This window comes from Nocardioides sp. zg-1230 (assembly GCF_013155335.1).
Classification (GTDB): domain Bacteria; phylum Actinomycetota; class Actinomycetes; order Propionibacteriales; family Nocardioidaceae; genus Nocardioides.
Window position 1 is genome coordinate 37,224 of the sequence record NZ_JABJQZ010000007.1, and the last position, 13,040, is coordinate 50,263.

13 protein-coding genes are annotated in these 13,040 nt (G+C 71.1%); 2 read left to right on the top strand and 11 right to left on the bottom strand.

All coding sequences use genetic code 11. From position 1 onward, the window contains the following. Window positions 1-36 precede the first annotated feature (36 nt). The 9 genes from HOO61_RS19005 to HOO61_RS19045 all read right to left on the bottom strand — a co-directional run bounded on the left by HOO61_RS19005 (window position 37) and on the right by HOO61_RS19045 (window position 6,827). Window positions 37-777 (bottom strand): MerR family transcriptional regulator, encoded by a 741-nt coding sequence (locus HOO61_RS19005; protein ID WP_367650258.1) that lies wholly within the window; start codon window positions 775-777, stop codon window positions 37-39. A 3-nt stretch (window positions 778-780) separates the two neighbouring features. Then, window positions 781-1,293 (bottom strand): FHA domain-containing protein, encoded by a 513-nt coding sequence (locus tag HOO61_RS19010; RefSeq protein ID WP_172261346.1) that lies wholly within the window; start codon window positions 1,291-1,293, stop codon window positions 781-783. Between the two features lie 143 nt (window positions 1,294-1,436). Then, a complete protein-coding gene (gene gcvH, locus HOO61_RS19015) occupies window positions 1,437-1,823 on the bottom strand; it encodes a glycine cleavage system protein GcvH (RefSeq protein ID WP_367650259.1) in 387 nt (128 codons plus the stop codon). Window positions 1,824-1,875: 52 nt separating this feature from the next. Then, the gene (locus HOO61_RS19020; protein ID WP_172261348.1) at window positions 1,876-2,628 is read right to left on the bottom strand and encodes a DUF881 domain-containing protein; all 753 of its coding nucleotides are present in this window, start codon (window positions 2,626-2,628) and stop codon (window positions 1,876-1,878) included. Next, window positions 2,621-2,953: a small basic family protein gene (locus HOO61_RS19025; RefSeq protein ID WP_172261349.1), complete on the bottom strand. Its 333-nt coding sequence runs from the start codon at window positions 2,951-2,953 to the stop codon at window positions 2,621-2,623. Before HOO61_RS19025 ends, HOO61_RS19020 begins: the two co-directional genes overlap by 8 nt. Continuing rightward, window positions 2,950-3,810, bottom strand: a complete 861-nt coding sequence (locus HOO61_RS19030; protein WP_172261351.1) for a DUF881 domain-containing protein — start codon at window positions 3,808-3,810, stop codon at window positions 2,950-2,952. The genes HOO61_RS19025 and HOO61_RS19030 overlap by 4 nt, the downstream gene beginning before the upstream one ends. Next, on the bottom strand, window positions 3,803-4,402 hold the full coding sequence (locus HOO61_RS19035) for a CDP-alcohol phosphatidyltransferase family protein (protein ID WP_172261353.1): 600 nt from the start codon (window positions 4,400-4,402) through the stop codon (window positions 3,803-3,805). The genes HOO61_RS19030 and HOO61_RS19035 overlap by 8 nt, the downstream gene beginning before the upstream one ends. 20 nt (window positions 4,403-4,422) lie before the next feature. Next, entirely contained in the window at window positions 4,423-5,487 is a 1,065-nt protein-coding gene (locus HOO61_RS19040) for a hemolysin family protein (RefSeq protein ID WP_172261355.1), read from the bottom strand. Continuing rightward, window positions 5,484-6,827, bottom strand: coding sequence for a hemolysin family protein (locus tag HOO61_RS19045; RefSeq protein ID WP_172261357.1), 1,344 nt, complete (start codon window positions 6,825-6,827; stop codon window positions 5,484-5,486). Before HOO61_RS19045 ends, HOO61_RS19040 begins: the two co-directional genes overlap by 4 nt. Before the next feature lie 259 nt (window positions 6,828-7,086). On the opposite strand from HOO61_RS19045, the gene HOO61_RS19050 reads away from it, so the two are divergent. Further along, window positions 7,087-8,646 (top strand): sulfatase-like hydrolase/transferase, encoded by a 1,560-nt coding sequence (locus HOO61_RS19050; protein ID WP_172261359.1) that lies wholly within the window; start codon window positions 7,087-7,089, stop codon window positions 8,644-8,646. A gap of 4 nt (window positions 8,647-8,650) precedes the next feature. Continuing rightward, window positions 8,651-9,760, top strand: a complete 1,110-nt coding sequence (locus HOO61_RS19055) for an SLC13 family permease (protein ID WP_216659142.1) — start codon at window positions 8,651-8,653, stop codon at window positions 9,758-9,760. Between the two features lie 249 nt (window positions 9,761-10,009). Here the strand turns inward: HOO61_RS19055 and HOO61_RS19060 are convergent, their stop codons facing one another. Then, window positions 10,010-11,473 (bottom strand): phospholipase D-like domain-containing protein, encoded by a 1,464-nt coding sequence (locus HOO61_RS19060; RefSeq protein WP_172261361.1) that lies wholly within the window; start codon window positions 11,471-11,473, stop codon window positions 10,010-10,012. A gap of 197 nt (window positions 11,474-11,670) precedes the next feature. Then, on the bottom strand, window positions 11,671-12,990 hold the full coding sequence (locus HOO61_RS19065; RefSeq protein ID WP_172261363.1) for a phosphatidylserine/phosphatidylglycerophosphate/cardiolipin synthase family protein: 1,320 nt from the start codon (window positions 12,988-12,990) through the stop codon (window positions 11,671-11,673). Window positions 12,991-13,040: the final 50 nt, after the last annotated feature.

The following is a 13,040-nucleotide window of genomic DNA, read 5'->3' on the forward strand; positions in this document are numbered from 1 at the left end:
GGTCCCCTGACGCGATCGCGCCGGTGGGGAGCCGGTTCAGCCGCGGTCGAGACCGACCTTCACCAAGGTGGCGTGCAGGCGCACGGACAGCGCCGCGATCTCGGACGTGGCGTCCTCCGCCCTCCCCCGCGCCGCAGCGTCACGACCTCGGGCGAGCGGGGCGACCACCTGCTGCACCAGTCCGACCTCGCGGTCGGCGGCCGTCTTGAAGGCGCGGAGGTGGCGCGGCTCGAAACCGAAGTCGGCGAGCTCGCGCGCGGTCTGCGCGACGACGAGCGCGTCGCTGTCGAAGTGACCGGTGCCGCTGCGCGCGCTGACGAGTCCGTACTGCTCGAGCTCGGTGAGCAGGTCCTCGGAGATCTCGGCCACCTTGAGCAGCTCGCGGCGCGACAGGCGCAGGTCGCTGCTGCGCCGGAACGACTCGGGGCTCGGCAGCCCGTCCGCGCTCAGCGCGACCTTCGGCACGGTCGGCACGACCGACTCGATAGCCGGCGGCTCGAGCCCGCGGTCGATGGCGTCGAGGTGGTCGCCGATCACCTTGAGCGGGAGGTAGTGGTCGCGCTGCATCGTCAGGATGTAGCGCAGCCGCGACACGTCCTCGGCGGAGAACTTTCGGTAGCCGGCAGCCGTCCGCTCGGGCTTGACGAGGCCCTGGTCCTCGAGGAAGCGGATCTTGGGGATGGTCACCCCGGGGAAGTCGGCCCGCAGCTGGTCGAGCACCTGCCCGATGTTGTAGCGGGCGCCGCGACTCGCACCCGAGGCCGTCGAGGCACTCACGGATCAGCTGACCGGGTGGGAGGAGAAGAACACCAGGCGGTACTTGCCGATCTGGACCTCGTCGCCGTCGTTGAGCTCGACGGAGTCGATCCGGTCACGGTTGACGTAGGTGCCGTTGAGGCTGCCGACGTCGCTGACGCTGTAACCGGAGCCCGACCGCCGGAACTCCGCGTGGCGGCGGGAGACGGTCACGTCGTCGAGGAAGATCTCGCTGTCGGGGTGGCGGCCGGCGCCGACGACGTCGACGTCGAGGAGGAACCTGCTGCCGGCGCTCGGGCCTCGCTGGACGACCAGGAGCGCGTGACCCTCGGGAAGGGCGTCGACGGCAGCCGCGTCGACGGCGCTCAGCTGACGGTCGGAGGACTCCCGCTGGTCGGGGACCCCGAAGGTGATCGTCGCAGTGGACTCGACCGGGCTCGCGCCCGTGTCCTCCCCAGCGAGCAGCTTGGTGCCGCACTGGGCACAGAAGCGGGCATCGTCGGGGTTCTGCTTGCCACAGGCGGTGCAGAACGGCATTTGGGAGACTCCTCGACGGATCGACGCCCAACCCTCAGCCGAGGGTTGAGGTTGACGGTTTCCCCGAACCTACCAGCCCGCCGATGGCGACGGCGGGCGGTCGGGGAACACGGGTGGGCAGGTGGTGGGACAGGGGATGCGGGTCAGCCGTCCAGCCCGGCCTGGTAGGCGGCGGCGTCCATCAGGCCGTCGACCTGGGAGCTGTCGGCGACACCGACCTCGAACAGCCAGCCCGCCTCGTAGGGGTCGCTGTTGACCAGCTCGGGGGTGGAGTCGAGTGCGGCGTTGGTGGCCACCACCTCCCCCGTCACCGGGGCGTAGATGTCGCTGACCGACTTGGTCGACTCGAGCTCACCGCAGGTGTCCCCCGCCGTCACCTGGTCACCCACCTGCGGAAGGGAGACGTACACGATGTCGCCAAGGGCGTCCTGGGCGAAGTCGGTGATTCCGACGCGGACCGATCCCTCGGTGTCCCCGGGGGTGCGGACCCACTCGTGCTCGCTGGTGTACTTGAGGTTCTCCGGATACACGGGGACTCCTAGGTGCAGTGGGTGGTGGGTGGCTGCGGGGGTGTGCGGCAGGCTACTGGCCGGTCCCGAACTCCGCATGCTCAGGTCGGGTGGGCTCGCGGACGCTCTCGATCTGGACGGCCTCGAGCTCCTCCACCTCCACCGTGGCGCCGTCGTAGGTCTCCAGCGTCTCGATGGGGCCGGTGGAGAACTCCAGGGCCGTGCGGAGCACGTGCGGGTCGCCGATCACCTCGAGGACGTAGGGCGGCTCGAGGAGCTGGCCGTCGACCTCGATGCCGCCCACGGCGTTGTCGAACGAGCTGTCCGCACCGAGCCTGATCGAGTCGTTGAGCTCCATCGACTCGGCGCCTGCCGTGCGCAGCTCCTGCACCGTGTCGAGCAGTGACCCGACGTTGACGCGGCTCGACGACTCGTTGATGGTCATCCGCAGTCCCGGCCCGGTGACGGGGACCAGGCCCGCGATGATGTTCAGGGTGCGGACGCGCTGCTCGGCCTCGTCGAGGGCCGCGAACCGCGCCTGGTTCTCGTCGGCTAGCTCGTCGCGTCGCGCCTCGAGCCGGTCGACCTCGCGGCGAGCGCGCTCCGCGGTGCCGGTGAGTCCGTCGAGCACCTCGACCAGCTCGCTCTCGCGGAGACCCGCGTAGGTGTCGTTGGCCGCGGTGTCGCGCACCTGGACGACGAAGGCGAAGCCGAGGACTGCCAGGAGGGCCGCCACCACCACCTGGCGCCGCGAGGGCCGCACCACGGCGCTGCGCAGGCGTTCACGGCCGGGTTCGGGCTCGGGTTCGGTGCGGTGCTCAGGCATGGAACACGTGCCTGCGGATGGCTGCGACGTTGGAGAAGATGCGGATGCCGAGCACGACGATGACGCCGGTGCTGAGCTGCGAGCCGACACCGAGCTGGTCGCCGAGGTAGACGATCGCCGCCGCCACCACGACGTTGCTGACGAAGGAGACGACGAAGACCTTGTCGTCGAAGATGCCGTCGAGGTAGGCGCGCAGCGCGCCGAACACCGCGTCCAGGGCGGCCACGACGGCGATCGGCAGGTAGTTCTGCAGGCTGAGCGGCACGTCGGGGGCGAAGACCAGCCCGGCGATGATGCCCAGGAGCAGGCCGAGGGCGGCGATCACGGCGAGCTCCCTTCTCGCTCAGGCCCGCTGTTGGGGTCGGCGTCGAGCTCGATCACATCACGGAGGACGCGTTCGGGCGCAGCCGGCAAGCGGATGTCGTCGACATTCTGGGCGTCGTAGACAAACTCGTAGCGGTTGACCCGGGCGAACCACTGCTGCCCCTGGGAGGTCTCGACGAGCCGGGCCTGCAGCGTGCGGGGGTCACCGATCGCCGAGACCTCGTAGGGGGCGTTGACCGGGCGGCCGTTGACGTGGATCGCGCGGTTGGTGTTTCGGATGCCGCCCAGCGCGTTGATCCGCTGGTCGTTGACCGCCACGGCTTCGGCACCGGCGGCGAACAGGCCGTCGACCAGGGTGGCGAGGTCCTCGTCGAGGACCTCGCCGTCCACCTCGCCGTCGGCGCTGTTGTCCACGGTGATCTGGACCCCTGGGCCGTGTGCGACGGAGAAGCCGGTGACGAGCTCGGCGCGCCTCTGCCGCGCCTCCATGTCGTCGAGCTTTCCCTGGTTCCTCGTGCTGCTGCTCGCGAGCGCGGCGTTGGACCGGTTGAGCTCCGCGACGTCTCCCTGGAGCGCGCGGACCTCGTCGCTGCGACTCTCGATCTGCTCGACCAGCGCGGCCCGGCTCAGCTCGTTGGCCGGGGCCTCACGGTCGGTCTGCACGGCGACGACGGCGGCCATGACGCCGAGCGCGGCCACGGCGACGAGGCTGGACCAGTGCGGCCGCGCCACCTGCGGACGTACGTCGCCCGCAGCGGCCCGCTTCTGAGCCACGTGGGCGTAGTCCTCGTCCATGGACCGCGCGGTGATGAGGGTCAGCAGCGGGGTCGTGACGTGCTCGGGCAGCGGGTCAGCCATGGTCGGTCGCCGGCGTCGTACGGCGTGGTGTCTCGCGCAGCAGGGTGCGCACCTGCCAGGCGTAGAGCACCCCGGCCCACCAGTAGAGGCCGATCCCCCACCATGCGAAGGCCCACCCGAAGTTGCGGGCGAGCGTCGCGACGATGCCCTCACCCTCGCCCAGGAGCAGCAACGGGAAGGCGTAGAGCAGGTTGAACGTGGCCGCCTTGCCGAGGAAGTGCACCGGCAGGGCCGAGTAGCCGCGGGTGCGGAGGATCGGGACGAGGCCCCAGAGGAAGAGGTCGCGCAGCGGGAGTGCGATGGCGACCCACCACGGGATGATGTCGCGCAGGAAGAGCCCGACCACGACGGCCAGGATGTAGAGCCGGTCGGCCACCGGGTCGAGGATCTCGCCCAGCGTGGAGTACTGGTCGAGCCGTCGCGCGAGCCATCCGTCGAGGAAGTCGGTGAACCCGGCGACCATCAGCACCACGAGGGCGATCGCGTCCGCCTCGGGCCCGAGCACCAGCCACAGGAACAAGGGCACGCCGGCAAGCCGCACCACACTGATGATGTTGGGCACGGTCCAGATGCGAGAGGCTCCCTCGGACACGCCTCAGACCCTATCCACGCTCAGTGAGCCTCGGCGCCGGACACGTCGTGGTGCGCGGCGTCGCGGATCTCACCGACGAGCTCCTCGAGCACGTCCTCGAGCGTGACCAGCCCGATGACGCTCCCGTCCCGCTCCACGACCCGCGCCATGTGGGCGCCCTTGATCTGGAGGCTCTCGAGGGCGTCGTGGAGCAGGTCGTCGGGGTGGACGGAGGCGAAGGGGCGGATCCACTTGTCCTCGATGACACGCGAGCGCCTGTCGTCCTCGGACTCCAGGGCGTCCTTGATGTGGAGGTAGCCGAGCAGCGTGCCGTCGTCCCCGGCGACCGGGAACCGGCTGAAGCCGGTGGCCGCGCACACCGCCTCGACGTCGGCCACGGTCGAGCCGGGCGCCACGGTGGCCAGGGAGTCGGGCGCCATCACGATGGCCGCGACGGACTTCTCGGTGAAGCCGAGGGCGCCGGCGAGCCGGTCGTACTCGTCGGCCTCGATGAGTCCCTCGCCCCGCGACTCCTCGACGAGCGCGGCGACCTCCTCGCGGGTGAAGCTGGAGTGGACCTCGTCCTTGGGCTCGATGCGCAGCAGCCGCAGCACGCCGTTGGCAGCCATGTTCATGCCGGCGATGACCGGGCGCAGCACGGTGACGATCGCCATCATGGGCGGGCTGAGGACCAGGGCGGCGCGGTCGGCACCGGCGAGCGCGATGTTCTTGGGCACCATCTCGCCCAGGACGACGTGCAGGTAGACCACGATCGACATCGCGACCACGAAGGACACCGGGTGGAGCAGGTCGTCGGGCAGTCGGGCGGCGTGGAAGACCGGTTCGAGCAGGTGGGCGACGGCGGGCTCGCCGATGGCACCCAGCCCGAGCGAGCAGACCGTGATGCCGAGCTGCGCCCCCGCCATGACGAGCGAGACGTTCTCCATCGCGCGCAGCGTGGTGCGAGCGGCTCGCGAGCCCTCCTGGGCCCGCGGCTCGATCTGGCTGCGGCGCGCGGCGAGCAGGGCGAACTCCGCACCGACGAAGAAGGCGTTGAAGGCGAGCAGCACGACGGCGAGGCCCACCCCGAAGAGATCGCTGTTCACGACTCGCCCTCCCCCACCAGCACCAGGTCGAGCCGGTCGATCCGCAGGCCGTCCATCCGCTGCACGGTCAGGGTCACGAGGCGCTCGCGCACCTCGTTGGGGTCGCTGCGGTCGGGGACCGGGAGCTCGACGCGGTCACCGGGCTCCGGGATCTTGCCGAGCTCGCGCATGACGAGGCCGGCCACGGTGTCGTAGTCCTCGTGGTCGGGCAGCTCGATGTCGGTGGCGTCCTCGACCTCGTCGGGTCGCAGGAGCCCCGAGAGCGTCCAGCTGCCGTCGCGGCGCTGGCGGATCCGCGCGCCGAGCCGGTCGTGCTCGTCGGAGATGTCGCCGACGATCTCCTCGACGACGTCCTCGAGCGTGACGATGCCCGCGTGGCCGCCGTACTCGTCGAGCACGACGGCCATCTGGAAGCCGTCCTGGCGCAGCAGGGCCAGCAGCGGGTCGAGCCGCAGGCTGTCGGGTACGACGACGGGGCGGACCATGACGCGCTTGATGCGGGTCGTCGCGCGCTCGTGCACGGGCACGGCGACCGCGTGCTTGACGTGCACGGTGCCGACGACGGTGTCCTCGGCGTCGAGGACCGGGAAGCGGGAGTGTCCGGTCTGGCGGGCCAGCTCGATCACCGCGGAGACGCGGTCGCCGTCCTCGACGGTCGTGGTCCGCACGCGGGGGGTCATGATCTCGCCCGCGGTGCGGGTGCCGAACTCGACCGAGCGCTCGACCAGCTCGGCCGTGTCGGCGTCGAGCGTGCCCTGGTCGGCGGACCGCTGGACGAGCGAGGAGAGCTCCTGGGCGCTGCGGGCCGAGCGGAGCTCCTCCTGCGGTTCGATGCCGAGGCGGCGCACGATCGCGTTGGCCGACCCGTTGAGGGCCCGGATGGGGCCGCGGGAGAGGGCGGTGAATCCGCGCATGAACCCTTGGGTGTTGCGGGCGGTCTCGAGCGGGCGGGCGATGGCGATGTTCTTGGGCACCATCTCCCCGAAGATCATCGTGACGACCGTGCCGATGGCGAGGCCGAGCGCGAGCGACAGCGGGGTCACGACGCCCTCGGGCACGCCCGCGGACGCCAGCGGGCCGTCGATGAGGTCGGAGATGGCCGGCTCGGCGAGGAAGCCGATGGCTAGGTTGGTCACGGTGATGCCGACCTGGGCGCCGGACAGCTGCGTCGACAGCGAGCGGAGAGCCAGTTGGACACCTCGCGCGCCCTCGTCGCCCGCGGCCGCGGCGCGCTCGACGCTGGGCCGGTCGACGGTGACGAAGGAGAACTCCGCAGCCACGAAGAGGCCGCAGGCGGCCACGAGGGCCAACGAGACGAGCAGGAGCAGGAGGGGGGTCACGACGCGCACCCGGTGATCAGTGCGGTCGTGCGGGGACTTTGACTCTCGTCCATGGCGGCTGCTGCGGGTTCCTTCGTCTCGTCGGTCGCGTAGCGCCTCGGGTCGTCATGGCGGGCCCGGGCGAGACCACAGCGTAACGGTCGGGCCCATTGTCTCCCCACTCGTCGTGTCGCCTTGGGGAGGCGGGTCCCGGAGCCCTACTGTTGCGCCGACACACGGGCGGACGAGAAGGACCCTCAGGGTCTCGGCGAGGGGCAGCATGCGAGCGTGGGCACAGTCGATCACGGCTGCCCTCCTGGTCGTCCTCGTCGCCACCCTGGCCACGGTCACCGCGACCAGCGACACAGGTGGCGCGAGCGGCACGGGCGCGGTGCGGATGGTGCAGGGAACCCAGTCCCCCGGCTCCGGGATCGACCAGGCGACGCGTCCCAACCTGGTGTTCGTCCTCACCGACGACATGCGCGACGACGACCTCGACCACATGCCGATCACCCGGCGCCTCCTGGCCGACGAGGGCATGGAGTTCACCGACGCCATCTCGCCGCACCCCCTCTGCTGCCCGGCCCGTGCCCAGCTCGCCACCGGCCAGTACGCCCAGAACAACGGCGTCCAGCACAACCGCGGCGCGCACGGTGGCTTCGCGGCGCTCGACCCGGCGCAGGAGGCGAGCGTCTGGTTCCGCAACAGCGGCTACCGCACGGCGTTCGCCGGCAAGTTCCTCAACGGCTACCACCCCGGCGACGTGCGGCCGGCCGGGTGGTCGCGGTGGGACGCGCTGACCCGGGGGGTCTACGACTACGTCGACTTCTCGATGACCGGCGACGGCGACCCCCGCCGCTACACCGACAGCTACGTCACCACCGTGATCGAGGACCACACCAACGCAGCCGTGCGCGACTTCGCCCGCAGCGGCGATCCCTTCGTCGTCTACTCGTGGCACCTCGCCCCCCACTACCGGATCAGCCCGGAGGGCGGGCGCAGCCTCCCACCCGCAGAGCCCCAGGACGAGACCCTGTTCCTGGACGAGCGCCCTTCCGCCTTCGACGACCCGTCCTTCAACGAGGAGGACGTGTCCGACCAGCCGGTCTACCTGCGACGTGGCGCCCCCGTGTCCCGCGACGCGGTGACCGCGGAGAACACGGCGCGTCTGCAGTCGCTGCAGTCCGTGGACCGCGCCGTCGGGTCCCTGGTCGAGACGCTGGACGACGAGGGCGTCCTCGACGACACCTACATCGTCTTCACCTCCGACAACGGCTACTCCCTGGGCGAGCACCGCTTCGTCGGCAAGGACGTGCTGACCGACGAGGCCCTGCAGGTCCCGTTGCTCGTGCGAGGCCCCGGCGTGGTGCCGGGCGCCACGTCGCAGCTGCCCGCGACCCTGGTCGACCTGCCCGTCACGTTCGCCGCCCTGACCGGGGTCACCCCGCAGTGGCAGGTCGACGGCACCTCCCTGGCGCCGACCCTGCGCGGCGAGTCCCAGCCGTTCCGCGACACGACGCTGGTCCAGACCGGCCGCACGCTGGGCGACGGCTGGTCCCACCGCGGGGTACGCACCGAGCGCTACCTCTACGGCACCGACGGCGTCGACACGTTCCTCTACGACCGGCTCCTCGACCCCTACGAGATGGTGAACCTCGTCGACGACCCGGCCTACGCGGGCGTGCGGTCCGCGCTCGAGATGCGCCGCGACGAGCTCGTCGACTGCGCGGGGTGGACCTGCAACCAGCAGTTCGGTCCCGTCCCCGAGCCGGTGACGGGCACGGCAGCGGGTGCGGCAGCGGGTGCGGCAGCGGGTGCGGCCCGCGGCCCGTCCTCGTGACGACGTGACCGAGGCCCTGCACCCACTGCTGCACCCCGACCTGGTGCCCGTCCTGGCGCAGGTGCTGCCGGTCGCGGTCTTCCTCCTCGCGATCACGGTGACCGCGGAGGTCGCCCAGCTGGCCGGCGTCTTCGACGTGGCCGCGCACGCCCTCGCGCACCGCGCCCGGCATCGGGTCGTGCTGCTGTGGCTGACCTTCGCCACGCTGGCGGTCGTCTGCACCGTCGTGCTGAGCCTCGACACCACCGCCGTGCTCCTGACGCCCGTCGGCCTCGCGATCGCCCGGCAGACGGGGGTGGCGCCGCTCCCCTTCGCGCTCACCACCCTCTGGATCGCCAACACCGGCTCGCTGCTGCTCCCCGTGTCCAACCTGACCAACCTGCTCGCGGTGCACCGCTTCGAGGACCTCGGGGCCGACCACGGCGACTACGTGCGTACGGCGGCCGCGCCGGCGGTGACCGCCGTCGTGGTGACCCTGGTCCTGATCGCCGTGCTGCAGCGGCGAGCGCTGCGCGGGACGTACGCCGTCGAGCCCCCGGCCGATCCGCACGACCGCGTGCTGCTCGTCATCGCCTCCGTCGTGTGCGTCGTGATCGGACCGCTGTTCGCCGTCGGTGTCGAACCCGCCGTGGTGGCGCTCGGCTCGGCAGTCGTCCTGCTCGCAGCGCTGCTGTGGCGGGCTCCGGGGCTCCTGCGCGAGGTCCGGCCGCCCTGGCTGATGGCGGGCGGCTTCGTGCTCGTGGCCGGGCTGCTGCGCCTCGCCCAGGGTGAGGGGCTCCTCGACTGGCTGGCGCCCGCGGTCGGCACCGGGACCCGGCCCCTCGACCTGCTCCACCTCTCCGCCGCCTCCGCGGTCGTGGCGAACCTCGTCAACAACCTCCCGGCGTACCTGCTCGTCGAGCCCGCAGCCGCCGACGACGTACGTCGACTCGTCGCCACGCTGGTCGGCGTCAACGCCGGCGCCCTGGTCACCCCCTGGGCCTCGCTCGCCACGCTGCTCTGGCTCCAGCGGTGCCGCTCCGCCGGCCTGCGGGTCCCCCTGCTCCGGCTCGCCGGGTGGGGCGCTGTGTGCGCCACGCTCACCGTGGCCGCGGCCACGCTGGCGATCCGCTGACCTGACACACACCAGCGGACACACAGCAGCGGCGCGGCCCCGGAGGGCCACGCCGCTGTCCTGCGCGGTTGTTCGGGTCGTCCCACTGTCTCTGGGGGGATCCGTGCCACGGCGGGAGGTCGAGGCACGGGTGAGCAGTGTTGGACCCGGCGGAACGCGGCCGCCTACTTGCTCAGCGCCGGCCCGGCCCCACGTGTTACGGGTCTGCCCGAAAATTCTCCGAGCCGGTCCGGACCGCCGGTCGGGTCCTCAGTCGGACTCCCAGTGGGGACCCTTGCGGTAGGGGTCGCGCTCGATCGTCGTGACCGGACGCCGGACGGTGCGCCAGACCGTGCGAGGCGTGCCGCCCTCGTCGACGACCGTCCGCTTGACGCGGAAGTTCACGTAGGTCGTGGTGTAGGCGTTGCGCGAGTTGCGCTTGTTCCGCCACTGGTAGTTGAAGTTCTTGACGTACTTCCGGGTCAGCTTCTTGCCACGGATCGTCATCCAGAGCTCGTCGTTGCCGGGGCTCAGGCTCGCCCAGTTCGCCGAGCCCGTCACGGTCATGTGCGTGTCGGGGATGCCGTTGTAGGTGCCCTGGATCGCGACGTACTTCTGGTGGCTGTAGACACTGAGGATCAGGTCGTCCTTGCCGTCCTTGTTGAGGTCGTAGTCGTCGTTCGGGTTGAAGTCGAGTCCGGTCGAACGCAGCGGGATGCGCCCGCGGGCGGTCGGAGCACCGACGACACGCTTGGTGTGGTAGCCGATCAGGCCGTACATCACGCGCACCTTGCACCCCTCGATCCACTTCTGGCGGATCGCCGAAGCGAGGTAGTCGCCGCGCCTGCCTCGCATGGTGTGCATCGACACCGCGATCCTGCTCCGCTTCTGCCCACCGGCGCCGTCGGCGGTCAGGCACTGGACCTTGCCGAGCAGGTCGAGCACCAGGTCGTTCTTCGGCCCCGACGGCTTGGGCCAGGCCCACACGGTGTGCTTGTCGACCGAGTCGTCGCACGCGACGCCGTTGGCCGGCGTGCCGCAGAAGAACTGCGGCGGCTGGCGGGTGGAGTGGTCCTTGCGCATGTCGTTGAACAGCCGGACGAACTGGCGGAACAGCTCGTGGTCGCCGGAGGTGAAGTAGAGGTCGTTCCACTGGTGCTTGTCGGCGTTGAGCATCAGGTTGGCCGACCCCACGGCCAGCACGTCCTTCGACCGGCCGGCCCGTGAGAACGAGTAGAACTTCGTGTGCATGTTGTTGTACTGGTTCTGCTTGCTCCGGCACCCGGCCGTGCACCGGGTGATGAAGCTCGAGCGGTAGCGCTTGGCCCCGATCTCCCTGCGGACCGCCCGCATCGCCTTGGTGTACTGGTGGTCGTTGAGGATCATCTGCACCTGGACGCCACGTCGGTGCGCAGCGATGAGCGCATTCGCGACCGGCATCCGGTCGAAGGAGTAGACGGCGATCCGGATCGTCGAGCCCTTCGGCGTGTGCTTGATGGTGTCGATCACCTTCCGCTCGATGCGGAACCAGCCCTTCTTGCGACGCGGGTCGTTGAAGAACGGACCCTGCGGGGCCTTCCACCGCGTGCGATCGGCGGCGGTGACCTTCGCGGACGGCAGGCCCGGCTGGGCCGCGGTCGACGCGCCTCCTGGCGGGCCCGCCGCGGCGGGGACCGCGGCCAGCGGGGTGCCCAGGACCAGGCACAGGGTGAGCAGGGTGAACAACCTCGGCACGAACTCGCCTTCCCGACCGCCACCGTCGGTGGCGTCGTCACGATCGAGCCCCGTTCCTCGACCCGTTGCACCCGGGCGTCAGAAGGGGCATGTCGACCGGACCCACGCACTCCGCAGGGTCCGGTCCCGTACGGAGGGTGACGATCCCCGACCCGACAAAGTTGTCGGGACCGGGGGTCTCGGTGCAGAGACGAGGCTCACATCGGGACGGTCGGCGGTGCGACCGCCTTCGAGTGGTCACCCCAGACCTCGTCGAAGTGTTCGACGTACGCGTCGTGGACCCGGTCGCGCGGGATCATCACCACCAGCTCGTCGTTGAGGAGCGAGACATCCGACCAGTTCTCCGAGCCGGTCCACACCGCCCGGGTGGCCGCACCGTCCCAGGTCCCGTCGACCGACATCCACTTCTCGTGCACGAAGTGCTCCCAGCCCGAGTCCTCGAAGCCTGTCGCGACGTCGCCGTCGACGTCGAGCGACGCGCTCCTCACCCGGACGCCCGCGGCGACCAGGATCTCGACGACCTCCGGACCGGCGGCGCTCACCAGCGCCTGGACGTGACACCCCTGGCGGTGCAGCCCGGCGACCCGCCGGGCCAGGTCGGCGCCGCGCGCGCCGCGCCAGCCGTACATGCTGATCCGGACCACGGACCGACCGGTGACCCCGCTGCCGGGCAGCGCGTGGCACTCGACCTTGGACAGCCGCTGCGCGACGGAGTCGTCGTCGGCCGTGCCCGGCGGGCCGGACGGGACGCTCGTGGACACGTCGCCGTGGACCACGTCCAGTGCCGGCTCCGTGACCAGACGGTCGGCCGCGAGCTCCGCGAAGACCCGGCTGTAGTCGTCGTACAGCTGCTGGCTGCCGGTGAGGGTGACCAGGTCGTTCCAGTGCACGCCCGCGGCGTAGTCGGTGAGGTTGGCGGAGCCCAGCATGACGACGGTCGCGGCGTCGGCGCCCCCGGAGAACAGGTAGACCTTCATGTGCTGGTTGCCGCGGTCGCCGAGCCGGCAGCTGGCGTGGCAGACCGTGACGAAGCTGGGCTCCGTGATGGCCCCCCGCGACTCGCCGCGGGCGTGGCAGGCGCCGCTGCTCGAGGCTTCGTCCGGACCGATGAGGCGCCGCAGGCGGCGCACGGGCGCGGAGACGAAGTTGTCGTTCAGCACGACCTGCACCGTTACCTGCCGCCGGGTGCACGCCCGCTCGAGCGCCTCGGCGATGTCGGGCCGGTCGAAGCTGTACGCCGCCAAGCGGATCGTGCCGTGGTCCGGCGTCGCGTCGATCGCCCGTCGGACGTGGTCGGCGATCCGGTCCTGCGCGGCCTCGTCGCCCGTCGGGTCGTTGAACACGACGTCGGCAGCCGGTGCCTCGGCGACCTGTGCGGCCGCTGACAGGCGAGCGCCCGCGGCCACGACGTACGACGACTCCTGCACCCCGCCGCCGGCCGCAGCAGTGACCACCGGCGCCGCGACGGCCGCGACCACGCCCAGCGCCGCCGTTCCCACCAGAAGAGAGGTTCGCATCTCGACCACCCGATCCCGTCCGGCGGGAGGATTCCCGCCTCTGGGTCGAC

Bases quoted from the DNA above. Each gene is read 5' to 3' on its own strand.
- HOO61_RS19010 (WP_172261346.1), bottom strand. From the start codon at position 1,293: ATGCCGTTCTGCACCGCCTGTGGCAAGCAGAACCCCGACGATGCCCGC.
- HOO61_RS19020 (WP_172261348.1), bottom strand. From the start codon at position 2,628: ATGCCTGAGCACCGCACCGAACCCGAGCCCGAACCCGGCCGTGAACGC.
- HOO61_RS19030 (WP_172261351.1), bottom strand. From the start codon at position 3,810: ATGGCTGACCCGCTGCCCGAGCACGTCACGACCCCGCTGCTGACCCTC.
- HOO61_RS19050 (WP_172261359.1), top strand. From the start codon at position 7,087: ATGCGAGCGTGGGCACAGTCGATCACGGCTGCCCTCCTGGTCGTCCTC.
- HOO61_RS19065 (WP_172261363.1), bottom strand. From the start codon at position 12,990: ATGCGAACCTCTCTTCTGGTGGGAACGGCGGCGCTGGGCGTGGTCGCG.